Raw genomic sequence first — 18781 nt, 5'->3', positions numbered from 1 at the left:
CGGCGAGCCCGGCGGGAGGCGAGGACGACGGGAAGTGGCAGGAAGCTGGGGCGGGCCCGGCAGCGCAGCGCGCGGGCCCGCCCCAGGGGAGGAACCGGGTGCGGCCGACTGTCTGGGCTAGATCGCGGGGCCTGTCAGCTCCGCCTCGACGTTGGTGTCCTGCTTGACCGGCTCCGGACCGGTGCCGTCCGCGGCGTCGCCATCGGCGTGGTCGGTCTCCGTGTCGTTCTGGTCGTCTGCGCCCGCGCTGTCGACGTCGTCGACCACGGCGGTGGGGTCGTCGGCGGGGTCTTCGACTTCGGCGTGGTCGGCGTCGTCCGGGGCCTCGGCTCCGTCGGCCTCGTCACCCTCGGCGGTGGTGCCGCCGTCGCTGGTGGGGTCGGTGGGGAGGTCGCCGAGCTGCGCGGCGATGACCTCTTGCTCGGTTTCGGGGTCGACGACCTTCCGCTCGACGTCGGAGGCCGGGTAGCCCCAGCCGATGATCGCGGCCATGTACTCCCGCGCGGAGCCCCACGGGTTGCGCCAGGTGTTGCGGGAGAGGTCCGCCTCGATCGCGCAGAGGGTGAGGAACAGGTCGTAGAGGGTGGCTTTCCCCGCGGTCGGGGCCTTGGCGACCTTGGCGGTCAGGTCAGCGAGCGTGGCCCCCACCTGCAGGCCGATCAGCTTCATGGCCAGCGGGTGGTTGCGCTCGAACGCGCGCCGCAGCGCGTAGCCGCCGTGGGCCTTCTGCAGGGCGAGGAACATCTGTGCGCCCTGCGGTGCGGTCTTGCGCTGCACCAGGTCGGCCAGCCATTCCCGGCGCGGGGCTGCGGAGGCGTCCCAGTCCTTGTTGTTCTGGATCACCCACTTGCGGATGATCGCCGCCTTCCGGCGGTCGAGTTCGGCGGCGGCGTGGGCGGCGCGCGCGGCCGCGACCTCATCGGCCTGCTCGGCCGCGTCCTCGTCGTCGGAGGACTCGTGGTCGTTGGGTATGCCGGTGCTGGTGGGCGCGGGGGTGAAGTCCGCGCGGCTGGCTGGGGCGTAGCTGAGGGCGTGACCGTGGGCGAGGAAGTCGGCGCAGCCGTAGACGGCCACCGGGATCTGGTTGCCCTGCTCGTCGTGGTGGTCGGTCTCGATCCAGGCGCCGTGCCCCGGGCAGGACGCGTGGTCCTCGGCGGTCAGCTCGGTGTGTGGCTCGTGTTCTGGGGTGGGGCGCAGCCGGTCCAGCGAGCGCGCGTCCCCATGGTGCCCGGCCAGGCTCGTGTCGAAGATCGTGACGTCCGCGGCGGTCAGTTCCTCGGTGAGGTCCTCGGTCAGGGCTGCGAGCCGCTGCTGGTCGGCGCGTTCGGTGCGCTTGCGCTCGGCGAGTTGGGCGAAGTTGTTCGGCGCCGTACGCGCGGTGAGGATGAGTTCCTTGGCGGTGTCGGTGTCGCCGGCTTCGTCGAATTCAGCGATGACCGCGGCCTGCAGCAGATCCAGGTCGTAGCGTTCGCTGGCCTTGAGCGCCAGCTCGCTCTGCCCGGCTCGCAGGACGTTCTCGACGTAGGTTTTGCCCTTCCTGCCCAGCGCGAGCTTGCGGGCGATCCCGGCGGGCTTGAGGTTGAACGCGGCGAGCTGCTGCAGCGCGCGAGCGGTGTCGGCCAGGGTCAGGGACCTGCGCAGGGCGGGTTCGTTCTCGATGAACTGGTTGACGATCCGCTCGATAGTGGCCTTGCGCTCGTCGGCCGGCGGCGGGGTCTTCATCCAGACCGGCACCGTGCAGCCGGCTTCGCGGGCGTTGAGGACGCGGCGCTGGCCTTCGGTGACCACGATGGCGCCGGTGTCGTAGTCGCGGTAGCCGTTGACCGCGGTCTTGACGCCGTGGGTCTTGAAGTTCGCTGTGGTGTCCTCGTCGGCCTCAGCGTCGGTGGCCCGCACGTTCTGCGCGAGCAGCACGGTGTGCGGGTCGGCCCGGACGATGGTGTCGATCTCGGCATCCCACGTCGCGTGCAGCGCCGCGCGGTCCTCGTCGGACAGCTCGTCGAGCGCGGTGTCCTCGCCGTCGGACGAGGACGTGTCGCCGTCGGGGGCGGCGTCGGCGGGGGCGGCACGGTCCAGGTCGGACGGTGGGATGTCGGTGTCCGGTGTGGTCGTGAGGCTGTCGGTGTCGCGCTGGGTGGGCAGATCCATCGTGCTGGTCACGAAGGGACTCCTTCACACAGGCCGGCCGGTCACCGGAACGAATTCGATGACCGACCACGAACCCCGCACCACCTTCTTTCTCCATGACCGCGTCGCGGTGAAGGAGAAGCGGAGTGCGGGCGTCCCGGTCGGGACGCACTCGCCCGAGCGGGGCCGCCCGCGTCGGCGGCAAGCCCGCCCCTTTCCTGCCCATCCGCCGCCGACGTCGTGATCGGGCGGGCTTCCGCTGACGCCAGGTTCCGCTAGAGTGCGTCGGCCCGACCGGAACACCCGCACCGCTTTTCTGAGCGCAGCAACACTGTCCGCGTCTCTCTGCCAGCCCTGCTGCAGCGGACTTATCGCGATCGGGCTCTTGCGTCGCTCATCTCTTGTTCAACTCACCTCGGAGCCGGATTCCGTAGCAAGGTCCGCATTCCGCTGCGGTGGGAGAGTGTCAGCCAGATGTCGGCGATGTAGCTTCACGGTGAGTCACCCGATCGGGTGGTCGTGCCCCGGGCTGGCTCGCGTCGCGAGGTGTATTCGAGTTGAGGGTGTCGCCGGCTCGGCACGGTCAGGGCTCGAGTCTCCTTACCTCCTCTAGAGCCATGTCTCAGGCGCGGGTTGTCGACGATCCAGCGCAGCTTGCCGCTATGGGCCGGCTAGGAGCGTCTGCGGTAGTAGCGACGCCCGACCACAATGCCAACGGTGACAGACCCGGCGAGCCACAAGATCGGTATGCCGACAGTGGCCAGGACCGCCCACCATCGACTATTCGCGTGCTCGTGGATGCCGTACCAGGCATCGGCATCACTGCCCAGTACTCCGCCGAGAGCAAGAAGCACCGCTGCGGGCGCCAGGACGAGCCCGGTACCCGCAGCGGTAACGACGCCGAGCATGATGGAGCGAAGAAGCACATTTTTTGGCGCGCGTGTCATAGTCTGTTCATTCGTTAATTATGTACAACCATAACAATTTTGCCGTGCCCGGTAACCGCCTGGATCAGAACGACGGTGTTGTGTAATTATTGATGGCGGCGGCGTACTGGGATTGGCCAGTCGCTGTCGGATGGAACGAGCGGCTAGCCACCTTGACGAACGGTGGGTTCGACGTGAGCTCGAGGCTCGGTTCGGCGATCCACTGCCCGCGGTCGCCGCAGACCTCGTGCCCGGCAAACGTGCCGGCCACGCCGACGAACTCGGCGACGCCGGAGTCTCGGGCGGCCGAGGCGATGACATCGTTGAGTCGGCTGTCGACTGAGCGAAGGTAGTTCTGCTCGTTGTGGCTAAAACCGATGGTCGGTCCCGGGAAATAGCGATTTCCGATGACGGCGCCTGGCGTCCAGTACTCGCGTAGCCATGCGCAGTTCTGTTCATGATCGGATGCGGGGAAGATCTGAGGGTAGCCAGTCACGATGAGTCGGGCATTGGGTGCATGTGCTCGTACGTTGCGGTAGAGGGCCACCAATCTAGAGTGCAGGGCCGAGAGTTGACTGTTCATCCAGTCGGCGAGGCTGCGTCGACCGCTGTATGGGTCATTCTGACAGTTGCTGTGGTCCCATGCGCAGAACGTCAACACGTTGGCAAAGCCCAGATTATCGCCACCAACAGTCAGTGTGACGAAGGTTGTGGCGGAGCTCAGTCGAAGGTTGTTCGAGTTGCCTCGGTCGACTTGATTGTCGAGTTGTCTGGCCGTTACGTCGTCGGTCGTAGCTCCGCTGCAGGCCAGGAAACCCCAGCCGTGGTCGGTCTGGCTGCGTGTGGCGTAGAAGGTCGCGCCGCCGCTAAACGGGATCTGGACCCGCGTTGAGTAGGCTTGCTTCGACCGATGGCAGCTGTTGTTCGGATCAAAGTACGGTGAGACGCCTTCGCCTGAGGCGTAGGAATCGCCGAGAGCGACGTACCGCAGGCTGTTGGATAGGCTGCCAAGTGAAGCCCCAGCGGCGGTAAACGTCGTGGTGAGCGCCGCGACCACGAACAGGACTCCGATTGTCAGCTGGGTTCGATTGATACGGCCTTGGAGCGTTCTTCGCCAGGCGGATGGGGCACGTGTTGCTGCAAACATCGTAGTTCCCTTCAACTTAGATATTGCGTACCTACGTCTCGGTTGGTGCAGGTTGTCTCGCCGCGTTAGGGCGGTCCTGTGGGACCACAACAGCTCGAGCTGGCCAAAGAGTTGCACCGACGATCAAGCCGACGACCGCTGGTACAAGCGGCACTTGGAGGGGAAAGTCGACCGAGCTGACGACGCTGACGCAGAGGAGAGAGGAGACGCCAACGACCCAGAGTTCGCGCTGGTGGCTTGTCCGTGTTTTCCAGGACAGACGTCCGAGTCGATACACGCAGAACACGAGTCCCAGCAGGCCGGGTATCCCGTAGTACAAACCGTATTGAAGGACGTCGCTGTGCACGAGCAGCGCCACGGTCTCGTGATGACTGAGCGCCGCCAACTCGTGCGGTCCCTCTCCGAAGAGACCGACTGTTTGCATGCGTGCGAGCGCACCTTGCCAGATGTCGATCCGTCCTCGGTTGCTACCGTTGTCCAGGAGTCGTGAGCGAAGGAGGACGACTCCGACTGCGCCGCAGGCTAGAGGAAGTAGCTGAACGGCGATCCGTCCGAGTCGGTGACGGCTTAGCCACGGCGTGCCGAGGACTAGACCGACGGCAGCAAGTGCGCTCAAGATGGCAAAGGCAGACCACGGACCATCGCCTCTTACTGCTGGCAGCAAGCCGGCGAAGGCGACCGCAGCCGGCGCGAGGCTGCTCCACAGTTTTGCCGCTACCCTCCGATGAACGACGAGAAGAACTGCGCCGCAAACGAGGACCGCCACGAGGACGCTCCGAGACTGAGTCGTCAGTGCGGCTGCGGCTAGCGTGGCGCAGCGGAGATGGTCGACGGCGCGCCCTGACTCGCGGGCAATGATGCCAGCACACAGCCAGCCGATAAGGAGCAGGAGGCCGGCGACGTTGGCATAGCCGAGCGTGCCCGATGCTCGCCAGCCATCGTGGAGCAGTTGCGCGAACGCAGGCACGTGAAAGGTTACGCCGACCCAGCAAAGCACCGCCTCTAGAGTCATGACATTGGCGACGAGGCGGACTACGTGCATGCCACTTTCGCAACACGCTGACGCGACGACACCGAGGCTGACCGCGGCAGCGAGAGGCGCCAAGGCGACGACAAGGTCGCTAGCCGCGCTGGTTGCGACGGCCGACGCGACGATGGCTGCCGTCGCCGGTGTTGCGGTCAACGACCACCAGCGAAGTGACCGAGGCAGCGGCTTGAATCCGAGTGACAGCATCGTTGAGAGAGCTAGAATAACAAAGATAATTAGGTTGATACCGTAGAACGCGCCGCCGGCCAGGACACCCCAGATTACGGTTAACGAAAGCAGCACGAACGTAGCGTTGCCGGGACCTTGAGCCGGATGTGGTCTAGTGGGCTCTTCGATAGCCTTCGCGAGGTGCGGCGGCAGCGTTCGCGCTTTTTTCGAGTCCGTTGGCGTTGAGTGGCACTGTGTCATCGCTGCGTCCCCGCTGGACCTGGCGATGGCGTCGGCCCGAGCCTCGGGGAGGTGTCTTCGTCAACGATGCGGTGTACCCACTCGTTCAAGACGTCTACACGAGCGACTGTCTCGGTTGAAGTGTGTGGGCAAGCGGGGCCGCCGACCTCGATGCCCGTCACGATGGCGGGTTGCTGGTCGAATGGTTGGCTCAGATAGGGAGCCCCCGAGTCGAACAGGCAGGCGCTTGTGGCAGCTGACGGGGACAGACCGTGAACACCGAACGTCGTCGCTGCGGTTGTTGCAACGCTCACTGTGCCGAGATGTAGGTGGGCTGCGGGTTCAGTCAGCCGCGGCAGGACGGCGCCCCAGCCGGCAAAGGTCAACTGCTGGTCGACGTGCGGGGCCGTGGTGCTCAGCATCGCTGGACGGATGCCGAGAATCGGCTGCGCAAGTTTCGCTAAGGCGATGTCGTTTACTGGCGATTGATGGACTTCTACAACCTGTCGTAGATGACCGCTGGTCTCCTTGAGGTCGGCCGTCCCCACTGTGACACTTGTCGGATAGCGAGGTGCTCCAGCTGTCCGAAAGTGCTGAGCGTCGTGAAAGCAATGGCCCGCCGTAATCGCCCACTGGGGGCTAGCTAATGCCCCCGAGCAAACTCCTCCAGTTGTGCCATTGGCTGTCGTGGTCACGAACCGGGCATTGAAGGGGTAGCTGTCCGGTTGGGCGGCAACTTTGGTAGTGCGTGCATCGGAAGCTGGCGGGACGTTTGAACTGGTCAACGCAACTGTGGCTACAGCGAGGAGTGCCACGATCAACTTGGATGATGTCATGGGTGTCTCTCATGCAAGGGCCGGTTGCGCAGGCCGGGTATGGCGACCTGAGTAATGGTCGCTGTCGTCGGTTGTGTTGTTACGAAATCAACCCTCGGTAGGCCTGTTGAGGCGACCTGCACTCGGATGGCCCAGTCGAGATATCTAGCGATAGGTTCAATTTGGTGAGCGATTGTCCGTCCGGGGGAGCTGATTCGTTTCGTTACTAAGGCCTGCTCGACTGCGTGGCAGTCAATTGATCAAGTTTGAGGCCGGCTGATCAAGTCGCCCGATGCGAAATAGCCGCCGCTGGTCGCGGAACGGGGCGATGACCTGCTCGAGGTAGCAAGCGCGACGCTCCGTTCGCGTGAACAATACGACCAACGGGAAGACGTCTTGGCCCTCAGGCCAGCCGTAGTAGGCCAGCTGCTGCGGGATCTTGGTGGAGATCTTGACGCCGTACTGCGTACCGCGGTCCACCTCGATGAAGTAGCTGCGCTTGCGACGCTGACCAGCCTGCTCAAGGCCGAGCTGAACGACAAGGTGAGGGTGTCGGTGAACTCCGAGCCGACGACGGCGTGCAGCACGACCAGATTCTGGGGGTCGACGTCGTACCGGGTGGGGTTGGCGAGGATTTCGGTGAGGTAGGCAGAGCTCTCCCCACCGGCACCGCAGGACACCGCGTCCAGCGGAGGGCTCCCACGCTGGTTCCCGAGCGAGAACAGCGCAGGCTCGGTCATCGCGGCCCTCGCCCGTGGCGGACGCCGCGACGAGCAGTTGCGGACGCCGCCCGACCCGGCTGCCCGGGGTCGCACCTGACGTGGCCCGGCGGCGACACCCGCCGCGGTATCGCTTGAGTCGTCGGCAGGTGCGGTCGTGGGCACTGGAGGATGCCGGTTTCGTGGGCGATGGCGACGGCGTGCGCGCGGTTGCGGGCCTTCAGCTTGGCGAGGATGTTCTTGACGTGGGTACGGATGGTCTCGTGTGACCGGAACTGCTTGAGCGCGATCTGGATGTTGCTCAGGCCGCGTGCGACGTCGTTGAGGACCTCCCGCTCCGTAGCGGTCAGTGTGGCTGGCTGGGACATGCTCGGATCTCCGATGGCAGGTGGCGAAGCAAAGGGGGCTGACCGGGCAGCGCGGCGCGTGCGCTGGCCCGGCCAGCCCCGAACCGGGAGCCGGCTCGCCCGGGGGAAGGCGTGCCGCTCGGGGATTCCCGGTTCATTCAGGTGGCCTCGCGTGGGGTGGTGTGCGGACGACCGCGGTCACCCAGGTTCCGCCGTGGCGCCGGTCAAGGCCCCGTGCCTGCGGCGGGGACGTCGATGTGCCGAGGTGGGGCCTTGACCGGTGTCGCGGGACCTGGTCGCGTGATTAGGACCGCACGACACCGCGAGGTCACGGGTGCCCGGGACACGGCATCGGGTGCGGCTCGCGATCGGCCGTCCAGGCGATGAGGGCGTCGGCGGCGGCGTGGACGGAGTCGTAGCGGGGCTGCTCGTCGTCGGGCAGGTCGGGACGTAGCAGGGATCCGGTGAGGTTGCGGGGTTCGTAGCGGTCGAGCACGCCAGCGCTGACACGATGGACGGTCCCGACGGCGCGGCCGTCGACAGGCACCGTCCAGACATAATCGAACCGGTATGCCGCACGGACCGGCGCGGTGCGCGGGTGGTGCTCGGGGTAGCGGTAGGCGGCCCACCAGTTGGTGACGGAGCAGTCGATGACGTGGTCGCCGGCGTTGACGATCGCGGTGACCGTGTCGCGGGCCAGCGCCGGGCCGAGGAGGTCGGCCAGCATCATGAACGCATCCCGCGCCTCATTGATTGCGGCCAGCACCGGCGCGGCCTGCTGCTGCAGCTGTGTCGCGTTCAGGTGCCCGAGTTCGGTGTTGTGGTCGGCGTAGGCGCGCTCGTCGGTGAACCCGCGGATCCAGCGAGGGGCGAGCACGTCTAGGCAGGCGATGCAGTCGTGGCAGTGGTAGATGCTCGGGCGGGGCACCGCGATCGAGATTCCGTGTCCGGTGTTCGTGCAGCCGTCGGTGCCGCACGTCATCGGCGTGATGGTGCTGGTGTCATGGCAGACGTCCTTTCGCGGGCCGGAACAGTGAGCGAGCGCGGGGACCGGAGAGCGTTCAGACGGTGGCGAGGACCTTGTGCAGGGTCGCGGCGGCGGTGCGGTCGTGCTTGGCCAGTTCACCGGTCATCACCCGGGTCATGTTCCGTTCGGCGCGTCCGGCACCGCGGATGAGGGCCTCGTGGTTGAGGTGGGTGTTGACTGCCTGCACCACACCCCATCCGGTGTTCTTCCACGGGCTGACTCGGCTGTCGCTGGTCCACAATCGGGTCAGCGCGGCGCGTTTATTGGCGGCGTTGGTGCGCCCCCGGCCCGGCTCGGTGGGGATCGGAGTGTGGGCGTCGAGGAAGGCTTTCCAGGCTCGGTCGGTGACCGTGGTCTGGCACAGTTTCTTGACCTCGGCTGCGAAGTCGTCGGCGACGGTGTGCACGATCTGCAGGGCCTCACGGGCGGAGAGCAGATGCAGGGCGCTGTTGCGCTTGTGGACGATGGCGACTTCTTGGCCGTCTTCGCGCAGGCTGAGGTTCATGGTGTTGTCGCAGACGACGTTGGTGACGACGCGCTTGTAGCGGGTCTTGAGGCTGGCGTCGTGGCTGGAGCAGGCGAGCAGGTTGGGCCGGAACTGCACGCCTTCGGGGGTGGTGATGTTGTCGGGGATTTCGACGCTGACCCAGGCTTGCTTGCGTTCGCGCAGCAGTCCGGCGGAGCCGATGGCGAGGCCGTCGTCGAGCAGGGCGGCGACGTTGTCCAGCAGCCAGGTGCTGTACTGGTGGATGCCGTATTCGTCGGTGTGGATGGCGAGAAGGTCGCCGGTGTCGGAGGTGGTGACGCCCAAGTGGTGCTCGGCAAGGCGGAGCCCGAACCGGTCTTCGACGAACACCCGGGCCGGCTCGGCGCTCCAGCCGAACAGGCGTCGTTTGACCTCGGTGATGGGGATCGGGCCGGGGTAGTGGTTCGGTTCGGTTCCTTGGTGGTCGGCGCGGTAGTGCCAGGCGTGGCCGCGTTTGTCGGTGAATCCGATGAGGACGTGAGTGTTGAGCCACGTGCTGGTTTCCTTCGACACGGTCGGAGTCCTCTCTTCGTGGCCGGTGCTTGCCCGCCGCACGGGGCGGCGGGCTCGCGGGTGGACGGCCACGGCTCACCAGGCCGAGCGCCGGCGGTGCACAACGCGCCGGAACCGCGGAGTGAGCCGGTGCTGTGGACAGGTGGCCGTGCACCGCCGGCGCGGGCCTGGTTCCCTCGGTCCGGTCACACCGCGACGGCCGAACGCCCGGCACCCCGCAACCGCCGCTCCATCGGGGTGCGAGGGGCATGCCGGGACGTCACCCGGCCCGAGTTCCCGCCGTGGGAGGGCATCCACCTGGAGACGGCGTCGACGATGCTCGCCCCGTCCAAGTCGCTCAGCGTGCTCATGGCACTCGGCGACGACCCACCCGCGAGCGCGCCATGAGCATCCACCGCCAGGCCATGCTCGACACCCTGACCTACGCGGAGGACAACATCGCGCTCACCCGCCGCGGCGACGGCGGCTACACCCAGTACGACGTCAAGGGCATCACCGCGGCTATCTTCGAGCACTGAGACTCCCGCGCCGGAGACCCGCACCTGCACACTCACGTGACGATCTCGTCGAAGGTCCAGGGCCCGGACGGGCGCTGGACCGCGCTGGACGGCCGCACCGTCCTAGCCGCCGCGGTCACGCTGTCAGAGTTCTACAACAGCCGCATCCGGGACCTCGCCCGGGAGAACGGTGCCTCTTGGACCGAGCGCAGCGCCTCGGGATTACCCTGCTGCAGGGCATACCGTGCACGATCCAGACCGGAGGCCGTTGCGCCATCATCCCGTCCGCCATCGAGCGCTTGGCTCGGAGGGCAGCCGTCGCGCGGAAAGCCAGATCAGCTGGTCGCGGAGAGAAGAGCTTCGCGCTGGCGGGGGCCAAGTCCGCCGATGCGGAGGCTGCCAGCTATCCCGGGGTTGCTCGAGCAGTGGCGCGCCCGGACGGCCCCGATGCCCGGCAACGCCTTCACCACCGCGAGGACCTTCGTCTTCTTCACGACCTCGTCGCCGATGTCGGACTTGTGCAGGACGTCGGTAAGTTTCGTTCGTCCAGTCTTGAGTGCAAGCAGCAGCTCCGCGCGAACCGTGCGAGCCTCCGCCGAGCTCGGCGCGCGGCGCACGCTGCTCGAACTCCGGCCGTTCTAGTCAGCCGAGGGTGACGGCCGGCAGCGGATTGCGGACGTCCCACTCCAGCAGCGTCCGCCCCGACTCGCGATAGAAGGACTGTTTGGCGCGTTTGCGCGCCTCGTAGCTCTCCCGTCCGCGCACGCCCCACACCTCGATGTAGGTCTCCGGGTCAACGTCGACGAGCACGAAATCCGGGAACACCTCAGTGCCGTCGTAGCGCAGTGGCTTGTGGAATGCGCGACCGGCCGCGGTGAGCGCGTCGGCCATCTGCGCCTCGTAGCTTGAGTCGGCCGGCAGATACGAGCTGGTGGTGAGCATCGCGGCCAGGTCGACGACGGTCGGGTAGCCGCGAGGGCTGCGCTCGACCAAGGACAACACCACCTGCCGATGGCCACCTTGGGTCGCCTGCTCGCCGAAAGCGCTCGGATACGAGCGGCGGACACGGTTCATCAGCTGCGAGGAAGCGAACAGCGGCGCGCGCTGATGGGCCAGGCGAATCCGCATGCCGTAGTCGGTCGGCTCGACAGCGCGGATCTCGCCGAGCACCAAGCCGCGCCGACGTATCCCCCGGAGGTTGGTCAACCGGCCCAGATAGCGCTCCCATGCGGCGTTGATCTTCTCGGCCTGGTCGCGCTGGAACGGCGGCACGATCCACATTGCGTCCGCCAGCTCCAACCGGTTGACCCGACAGTCGGTGACCTGCTCGTTCAACAGCTCCCGGCAGTCGTGCCAGCTCCTGCGTCCGTCGCGCGGATGCCACACGTTCAGCTGCGCGGACTCCCACATGAAGTGGAGCAACGCCAGCAGGCCCATCGAGCGTCGCGCGGTCGCGTCAGACCCGGCCGCCGCCGGGGACGTTGGGGTGTCGGACGGCGCGGCGGTCGCGCCGCGAACGGTCAGCGGAATGGACAGTCGTATCGACGTCCCGTCGTCGTCGACGGCGATGGCCTCGGCGTAGGCGCTGCGCCCCGACAGCGAGGACGGACTGCGGAACCACGGGCATCCGGCAGCATGCTGCTGCCCGCCCGCCGGCCAGTTGGCCAGGTGGTAGCGCCCGGAGCGGCAGCGGATCACCAGTCGGACCAGCTGATCAGTGCGGCACAGACACACCGCGTGCCCGACCTCGCTGCGCGCACGCTCGAACAGCGAGGTATACCGCTCCGGGTGTTCTCGGACAGCGGAGATCGCGACGACCCGGTCGGCCAGGCGCACGTGGCCTGCTGTCTCCGCGACGGAGCCTGCGGCTGCGCGGCGGGCCGGTGGGTACATGGCATCCTCCTCTCGAAGGCCGATCCACTTCAATTCTTCCTGTTCACGTCCCAGTCTCGCCGCCTCGTACGAGCACAAAACCCGACCTGTGGCCTGTGGCTGCGGGAATGGCCGCCGCGCACCCGCCGTGCTGGCCGTGGGCGGCCCCTATCGGGTCGGCGATGTCCCGGCTTTTCACGCGCGGCGGTGCTGATCGGCTGGATCCAGTACCTGCACGTCACCGGCTTTGGCTGGCACGGCGCTGCCTAGCGCGGTCGTAGCGGCAGGCCACGCCGCGGCGATTGACCATCTGTGACGAAGCGGAAGCTGATGCTCTTCGAATCGGTCGGGCGGGGCTGGGCGCCGGCGCGCGGGGCGCTGGTCCTTAGCGGGGTGGCGCTGCTGGCCGGGATGGTGGTGCTGTTCGGGTGGGTGGACTGGCCTGCGCTGGGCCGGTGGGCGCGTCCGCTGGCGGTGCCGCTGGCCCTGTTCGCCGTCGCCGCCGGCGGGCTGGCGATTGCGGTGGCGCGGCGGCGCGGTGAGCGGGCGCCGCGGGCCCGGGCGGTGGGGATGAGCTGGTGGGTCGTGGTGGCTGCCGCGATCGCGGTGCCGCGGTGGGGTGGGCGGCGACCAGCTGGTTGCTCGGCGAGGCCGACCAGGCCGGCGATGCGGACAAACGGGCGGCGGCGCGGGTTGAGGCGATCAAGACCGGGCTCGGGATCGGCGCGGGCACGACCGGCATTTTCGCGTTGCTGCTGGCGGTGCGGCGCCAGCAGCACACCGAGAGCGACGCGACGGAGAAGAACGTCACCGAGCTCTACACCAAGGCCGCCGACCAGCTCGGCTCCGAACAGGCCCCGGTCCGGCTGGCCGGGCTGTACGCGCTCGAGCGGCTGGCTCACAACAACCCTGGCCAGCGGCAAAGCATTGTCAACGTCATTTGCGCCTATTTGCGGATGCCGTTCACCCCGCCGGACCCCAAACCGCCCGCCGCCACCGAAGACACCCAGCTTAAGGAACACCAGGGCCGGGTGCAGGAGCAGGAAGTCCGACTCGCGGCACAGCGCATCCTCGTCCAGCATCATCAGCCAGAGGTCCGCCGGACGTTCTGGACAGACATCGACCTCGACCTCACCAACGCCCACTTAATTGGCTTCACGCTGGACCGATGCCGAGTAAGGAAGGCATCTTTCGACGGCGCTACCTTCGCCGGCGACGCCTGGTTCAGGGAGGCGACCTTCACCGGCGAGGCCTGGTTCGTCGGCGCGACCTTCACCCGCGACGCCTGGTTCGACGGCGTGACCTTCACCGGCGACGCCTGGTTCGGCGACGCGACCTTCACCCGCGACGCCTGGTTCGACGGCGTGACCTTCACGGGCCACGCCTGGTTCGTCGGGGCGACCTTCACCGGCCGCGCCTCGTTCGACAAGGCCACCTTCACCGGCGACGCCTCGTTCGGCGGCGCGACCTTCACCAGCGGCGTCCAGTTCGGCGGCGCCTCGTTCAGCAAGGCGACCTTCACCGGCGGCGCCTCGTTCGAGGGTACGACCTTCTCCGTCGCCTCGTTCCACTTGGCGACCTTCACCGGCGGCGCCTCGTTCAGCGGTACGACCTTTACCGGCCACGCCGGGTTTCGCGGCGCGACCTTTACCGGCCACGCCGGGTTCGTCGGCGCGACCTTCACCGGCAGCGTCCGGTTCGTCGGCGCGACCTTCACCGGCAACCTCCGGTTCAACGAGGCGATCTTCACCGGCGACGCCTCGTTCGTCGGCGCGACCTTCACCGGCAGCGTCCAGTTCGACGAGGCCAGGTTCACCCGCATCGTCGAGCTCGACTCTGTGACCGTTGTGGGCGGCGCCAGGTTCGCCCGCGCAACTTTCTACGGTCGCCCGGGCGACCTCCCGGATCTCCGCGCGCTCTTGGGAACGGCAGTGATGCTTGCTCGGACCACGTGCCGCAGCGCGATCGTCGATCCGCAGGACCTCAAAACCGTTACATCGCGGCGCGCATTACCCAAGGTTTCTAGTAATGCGGCCTGCATCACTCACTTACGAGGCGTCGGCCGAGCTCTGCCAGCTGATCACCGGTCGAGCGGGACTGTTCGCCAAGTTTCGGTGGCCCGGCGCTGGGTTGCGGCCGTGACGATCTGCACGCGGCGACCGTCCTTGTCGAGTTCGGGGCGAAGGTGCCGTCACTGACTGGCGGAGAGGCGGTATTCGAAGCTGCAGTATTCGTTTGCCCAGGTCCGAGCCCCTGCCAGCGTGGCGGTTGCTGGTCAGGCCGGTTTGCGGACGAGTCCGGTGTAGGCGGCGATGGCGAGGGTGGCCAGGCTCCAAAGGAGGCCTTGGAGTGCCCAGAGGATGACGGTGAAGGTTTGGCCCCAGCCGGTGGCGGTGTCGAGGTCGCAGCGGGTGCGTAGGCCGGTCGCGCCGAGTGGGAGCCCGTGGTCGACGCCGAGCCCGGCGAGTTCCATGGGTGGGCAGGGTGTGCCGGGGGCGTCAGTTTCGCGGTGGCGGGTGGCACGCGTTCGGCGGCGTGGTGGCCGGCGTGGGTGGTGACGTGCCCGGCGAGCAGGTTCAGTCCGGCGGCGAGGGCGAGCACGACGGCGAGGGCGAAGACAATGCGGTGGGTGCGGTAGCCGTAGCGGCGACGGTGGCGATTCCCCGGCCTGGTCGCGTAAGCGCGAGGGCTACCGTCCGCCGGAGGGGTTGCCGGCGCGCCGCAGCCGCGACGACGGCGCGGGCGAGCTGCGGCGCCGTACGCCGAGTTGCACACGCACTCCTACTGCAGCTTCCTCGACGGTGTGTCCTCGCCGGAAGCGCTGGTGGAGGAGGCCGCGCGGCTGGAACTGGACGCGGTCGTGCTGACCGACCACGACGGCATGTACGGCGCGGTCCGGTTCGCGGTCGCCGCGCGCGAGCTGAGCCTCGGGCTGTCCGCGCCGCAGGCCGGGGTGCCGGACCCCGAAGGCACGCACCTGCTGGTGCTCGCGCGCGACATCGAGGGCTACCGGCGGTTTGTGCCGGGTGATCTCCCACGCCCAGCTCGCGGGGAGGAGAAGGGCCGCCCGGTCTACGACCTGGACGAGGTGGTCGATGAGCTGGCCGGGCACGTGCAGGTGCTGACCGGCTGCCGTAAGGGCGCAGTCCGCCAGGCCCTCGTCCAGCGCGGCCCGGACGCGGCAGCCGACGAGATGAGGGTGCTCGTCGACCGGTTCGGGCTCCGAAACGTCGCCGTGGAGCTGATTGACCACCGTCAGCCGCTCGACAGCACCCACAACGACCACCTGGCCGCCATGGCGAAGCACCTGGGGTTGCCGACGGTGGTGTCGAACAACGTCCACTACGCGCGCCCCGAGGACGCCTGGCACGCCGACGCCGTCGCCGCGATCCGCGCGCGCCGGTCGGTCGAGGAGATCGAGGGCTGGCTCCCGGCGGCCGGGACGGCGTACTTGCGCTCGGGCGCCGAGCAGCTGCGGATGTTCGAGCGCCGGTATCCGGGCGCGGTCGCCCGCGCCGCCGTGCTCGGCGTCGAGTGCAGCTTTGACCTGGCGTTGGTCGCGCCGAAGCTGCCGCCGTTCCCGGTCCCGGCCGGGTTCGCCGACGAGGAGGCGTACCTGCGGCACCTGGTGATGGAGGGCGCGGCCGTCCGGTACGGGACCCCGGCGGAGGCGCCGGAGGCCTACGCCCAGCTTGAACACGAGCTCACCGTCATCCGCGAACTCGGCTTCCCCGGTTACTTCCTGGTCGTCTGGGACATTGTCCGGTTCTGCCGCGAGCGTGGCATCCTCGCGCAGGGCCGTGGATCCGCGGCGAACTCGGCGGTGTGCTTCGCGCTCTGGATTTCCCACTGCGACCCGGTCCGCTGGGGCCTGTTGTTCGAGAGGTTCCTGGCGCCGGAGCGGGACGGGCCGCCGGACATCGACGTCGACATCGAGTCCGACCGCCGGGAGGAGGCGATCCAGTACGTCTACGCCCGGCACGGCCAGCTGCACGCCGCCCAGGTCGCCAACGTCATCACCTACCGGGCGCGCTCGGCGGTCCGGGACGCGGCGAAGGCGCTCGGGCACAGCCCCGGCCAGCAGGACGCCTTCGCCAAGGCCGTCGACCGGTGGCACCGGGTCGCCGACGCCGACAACCCCGGTGAGCGCGGGCACGGCGTCCCCGACGACGTCCGCGAGCTGGCCGCGCGGCTGGAGGACACCCCGCGCCACCTCGGCGTGCACTCCGGCGGGATGGTCATCGCCCACACCCCGGTCTCGGAGATCGTCCCGGTCGAATGGGCGGCCATGAAGGACCGCAGCGTGCTGCAGTGGGACAAGGACGACTGCGCCGAGATCGGGCTGGTCAAGTTCGACCTGCTCGGCCTCGGGATGCTCTCCGCGCTGCACTACACGATCGACCTCGTCGCCGAACATCACGGCCGCCGGGTCGACCTCGGTGAGCTCGACCTCGCGGACCCGGCGGTCTACGACATGCTGTGCGCCGCCGACGCGGTCGGGGTGTTCCAGGTCGAGTCCCGCGCGCAGCTGGCCACGCTGCCGCGGCTGCGGCCGCGGAAGTTCTACGACCTGGTCGTCGAGGTCGCGCTGATCCGGCCCGGCCCGATCCAGGGCGGCTCGGTGCACCCCTACATCCGGCGCCGGCGCGGTGAGGAGACCTGGCGCCACGCCCACCCCCTCCTCGCCAACTCCCTGGACCGGACGCTGGGGGTGCCGCTGTTCCAGGAGCAGGTCATGCAGATGGCCCGCGACGTCGCGTCGTTCACCGCGGCCGAGGCCGACCAGCTGCGCCGCGCGATGGGCGCCAAGCGCTCCAGCGCGAAGATGAAGGCCCTGATGGCGCGGTTCTTCGCCGGGTGCGCGGCCAACGGCATCGACCGTGAGCTGGCCACCCGGATCTTCGAGCAGATCCACGCCTTCTCCGGCTACGGGTTTCCCGAGGCGCACTCGATGTCGTTCGCGCTGCTGGTCTACGCCTCGGCGTGGTTCAAGCGGTACTACCCGGCCGCGTTCTGCGCCGGGCTGCTGCGCGCCCAGCCGATGGGCTTCTACTCACCGCAGTCCCTCGTCGCCGACGCCCGCCGCCACGGCGTCCACGTCCGCGAACCCGACATCAACACCTCCCTCGTCCACGCCACGCTGGAGCCCGAGCCGGGCTCAACCGGCGGGGTGGCGCTGCGGCTCGGGCTGGCCGGGGTCCGCCACGTCGGCACCGACGTCGCCGACGCGATCGTCGCCGAGCGAGACCGCGGCGGCCCGTACGAGAGCATCGGCGAGCTCACCGAGCGCGTCCAGCTCAAGCAGCCCGTGGCCGAGGCCCTGGCCACCGCTGGCGCGTTCACCGCGCTGGGCCCGGACCGACGGCAAGCCCTGTGGGCCGCCGGGGCGGCCGCGCGGACGCGGGCCGGGCATCTGCCCGGGATCGCGACCGGGGTCGACGCGCCCGCGCTGCCGGGCATGACCGCCCTCGAGGTCGCGGCCGCGGACGTGTGGGCCACCGGCATCACCCCCGACCGGCACCCGGTCTCGTTCGTGCGCGAGCACCTCGACGGGCTCGGCGTCGTCCCGGCCGCCCGCGTCCTGCACGTCCTCGACCGCAGCCGGATCCGCGTCGGCGGCGCCGTCACCCACAAGCAGCGCCCGCCCACGGCCGGAGGAATCACCTTCCTGAACCTCGAAGACGAAACCGGCATGATCAACGTCTTGGTCCACCCCAGTACCTGGACAAAATTCCGACAGATCCTCGCCGCCAGCTCGGCGCTGGTCATCCGCGGCCAGGCCCAGGTCACCCAGGGCACCGCGTCGGTCGTCGCCGACCAGATCACCCCGCTGGACCTGCGCGCCCTCGCGGCGAAGAGCCGTGACTTCCGCTGACCCGACCGACCGCCGCGACGGCACCGGGGCAGGCGCCGCGCGGGCAGGGCGCTACCTCGACGTCCCGCTCTGGCCGTGGCCCCGCCCCCTCGACGGCCAGCAGCACCTGCCCGGCACCTGCCCGGCCGGACACCGCCTGCGACCCGGGTCACTGCAGGAGACCCCGAACCAGGACTACGGCACCCGAGAACTCGTGTGCCTGTGGTGTGAAAACCAGCCGGATCGCGGCGGCCGGTGGGCGCTGGTCGACACCTCGATCACTGCGCAGGTCACCGAAGCCGAGGTGCAGCAGCGGAGGCTGCAGCTGGTCGTCGTCCCGCCGCCCGTCCGCGCCGGGGCGGGACAGATCCAGCTGCGGTGGGGCGCCACGATCTACGGCCACGTCGAACTGTCGCTGTGCCCGGTCGACCGGCGCGGCCTGCTGCTCGGTCTGCACGTCGAGCCCCGGCACCGGCGCCGCGGCGTCGGCCGGGTCCTCGCCCGTGCCGCAGCAGCGCGCGGTGGTGGGTTCAGCTGGAGCGCCAACCCGCCGGACGAGGCTGATGCGGCCGCGTTCTGGGCCCGGGTCGGAGCACCACGCGCGCCGGCGAGCCCGTGCTCGCACCAGGAAGCCGTCGGGCTACGCATCGAACCCCGCTGGCCGAAATGGTGGTAGCACCCGCCGTTGAACGCTGATGAGGCCGGTTCCCAGCTCCGATACGACGGGCCCGCACCTTCAGCCCCCTGTTCGCGCAGCACGTCGCCGGGTTCAAGGGCGCCAACACCCAGCAGCGCGGCCGCGCTGTCGCCGCCGAGTGGACCCTGGACCAGCTCCAGGAGTTGCTGGACGAGTGGCTGATCGTCGGCTGGGCCCGCCGCCCGCACGACGCGCTGCGCGATCCGCACACCCCGCGTCGCAAGCTCACCCCCCAATGACCGCTACACCGCGCTCGTCGTCGTCGCCGGCTACCTGCCG

Annotated in this window: 14 protein-coding genes and 2 pseudogenes; 5 read left to right on the top strand and 11 right to left on the bottom strand. The window is 68.6% G+C overall.

Annotated elements, in window-relative coordinates; all coding sequences use genetic code 11:
* Positions 1 to 117 precede the first annotated feature (117 nt).
* The 8 genes from IE317_RS28555 to IE317_RS28520 form a co-directional block, all read right to left on the bottom strand.
* Complete coding sequence (locus IE317_RS28555; RefSeq protein ID WP_191314433.1) at positions 118 to 2160, bottom strand: ParB/RepB/Spo0J family partition protein; 2043 nt, start codon at positions 2158 to 2160, stop codon at positions 118 to 120.
* Positions 2161 to 3138: 978 nt separating this feature from the next.
* Positions 3139 to 4110, bottom strand: coding sequence for an SGNH/GDSL hydrolase family protein (locus IE317_RS28550; RefSeq protein ID WP_191314432.1), 972 nt, complete (start codon positions 4108 to 4110; stop codon positions 3139 to 3141).
* A 121-nt stretch (positions 4111 to 4231) separates the two neighbouring features.
* Entirely contained in the window at positions 4232 to 5530 is a 1299-nt protein-coding gene (locus tag IE317_RS28545; RefSeq protein ID WP_191314431.1) for an O-antigen ligase family protein, read from the bottom strand.
* Positions 5531 to 5652: 122 nt separating this feature from the next.
* Positions 5653 to 6471, bottom strand: coding sequence for a trypsin-like serine protease (locus IE317_RS45505; protein ID WP_191314430.1), 819 nt, complete (start codon positions 6469 to 6471; stop codon positions 5653 to 5655).
* A 231-nt stretch (positions 6472 to 6702) separates the two neighbouring features.
* Positions 6703 to 6930, bottom strand: coding sequence for a hypothetical protein (locus IE317_RS28535; protein WP_191314429.1), 228 nt, complete (start codon positions 6928 to 6930; stop codon positions 6703 to 6705).
* Positions 6931 to 7186: 256 nt separating this feature from the next.
* Entirely contained in the window at positions 7187 to 7537 is a 351-nt protein-coding gene (locus tag IE317_RS28530) for a response regulator transcription factor (protein WP_191314428.1), read from the bottom strand.
* 307 nt (positions 7538 to 7844) lie between these two features.
* Positions 7845 to 8498, bottom strand: a complete 654-nt coding sequence (locus IE317_RS28525) for a hypothetical protein (RefSeq protein WP_191314427.1) — start codon at positions 8496 to 8498, stop codon at positions 7845 to 7847.
* Positions 8499 to 8577: 79 nt separating this feature from the next.
* Positions 8578 to 9582 carry a DUF932 domain-containing protein gene (locus IE317_RS28520; protein ID WP_191314426.1) on the bottom strand — a complete coding sequence of 335 codons (1005 nt, stop codon included), beginning with the start codon at positions 9580 to 9582 and terminating at the stop codon, positions 8578 to 8580.
* 237 nt (positions 9583 to 9819) lie between these two features.
* Here IE317_RS28520 and IE317_RS28515 point away from each other — a divergent pair, with 237 nt between their 5' ends.
* Positions 9820 to 9969 carry a hypothetical protein gene (locus IE317_RS28515; RefSeq protein ID WP_191314425.1) on the top strand — a complete coding sequence of 50 codons (150 nt, stop codon included), beginning with the start codon at positions 9820 to 9822 and terminating at the stop codon, positions 9967 to 9969.
* Positions 9966 to 10232, top strand: a pseudogene (locus IE317_RS44725) (relaxase domain-containing protein); the annotation flags it as partial. The gene IE317_RS28515 and the pseudogene IE317_RS44725, both read left to right, overlap by 4 nt.
* A 182-nt stretch (positions 10233 to 10414) precedes the next feature.
* On the opposite strand, the gene mihF reads toward IE317_RS44725, so the two are convergent.
* Positions 10415 to 10696, bottom strand: coding sequence for an integration host factor, actinobacterial type (mihF, locus tag IE317_RS28500; protein WP_191314423.1), 282 nt, complete (start codon positions 10694 to 10696; stop codon positions 10415 to 10417).
* A 25-nt stretch (positions 10697 to 10721) separates the two neighbouring features.
* Positions 10722 to 11915 (bottom strand): DUF1173 family protein, encoded by a 1194-nt coding sequence (locus IE317_RS28495; protein ID WP_191314422.1) that lies wholly within the window; start codon positions 11913 to 11915, stop codon positions 10722 to 10724.
* 650 nt (positions 11916 to 12565) lie between these two features.
* Here IE317_RS28495 and IE317_RS28490 point away from each other — a divergent pair.
* Positions 12566 to 14149, top strand: coding sequence for a pentapeptide repeat-containing protein (locus tag IE317_RS28490; RefSeq protein WP_191314421.1), 1584 nt, complete (start codon positions 12566 to 12568; stop codon positions 14147 to 14149).
* Positions 14150 to 14226: 77 nt separating this feature from the next.
* Here IE317_RS28490 and IE317_RS44720 read toward each other — a convergent pair whose 3' ends face one another.
* The gene (locus IE317_RS44720) at positions 14227 to 14424 is read right to left on the bottom strand and encodes a hypothetical protein (RefSeq protein WP_229902969.1); all 198 of its coding nucleotides are present in this window, start codon (positions 14422 to 14424) and stop codon (positions 14227 to 14229) included.
* A gap of 169 nt (positions 14425 to 14593) precedes the next feature.
* Between IE317_RS44720 and IE317_RS28480 the strand changes: the two are divergent.
* Positions 14594 to 17826, top strand: a pseudogene (locus IE317_RS28480) (error-prone DNA polymerase); the annotation flags it as partial.
* Entirely contained in the window at positions 17813 to 18481 is a 669-nt protein-coding gene (locus tag IE317_RS28475) for a GNAT family N-acetyltransferase (protein ID WP_191314420.1), read from the top strand. The pseudogene IE317_RS28480 and the gene IE317_RS28475, both read left to right, overlap by 14 nt.
* Positions 18482 to 18781 lie beyond the last annotated feature (300 nt).

Origin of the sequence: Amycolatopsis bullii (genome assembly GCF_014654205.1) — a bacterium.
In the GTDB taxonomy this organism is placed as follows: Bacteria; Actinomycetota; Actinomycetes; order Mycobacteriales; family Pseudonocardiaceae; genus Amycolatopsis; species Amycolatopsis plumensis.
The sequence above is the reverse complement of the archived record's forward strand: the minus strand, read 5'-3'. Positions and strand labels throughout refer to the sequence as shown.

Excerpts from the sequence above, each read along its gene's own strand:
- IE317_RS45505 (WP_191314430.1), bottom strand. The coding sequence starts at position 6,471 with ATGACATCATCCAAGTTGATCGTGGCACTCCTCGCTGTAGCCACAGTT.
- IE317_RS28530 (WP_191314428.1), bottom strand. The coding sequence starts at position 7,537 with ATGTCCCAGCCAGCCACACTGACCGCTACGGAGCGGGAGGTCCTCAAC.
- IE317_RS28525 (WP_191314427.1), bottom strand. The coding sequence starts at position 8,498 with ATGACGTGCGGCACCGACGGCTGCACGAACACCGGACACGGAATCTCG.
- IE317_RS44720 (WP_229902969.1), bottom strand. The coding sequence starts at position 14,424 with ATGGAACTCGCCGGGCTCGGCGTCGACCACGGGCTCCCACTCGGCGCG.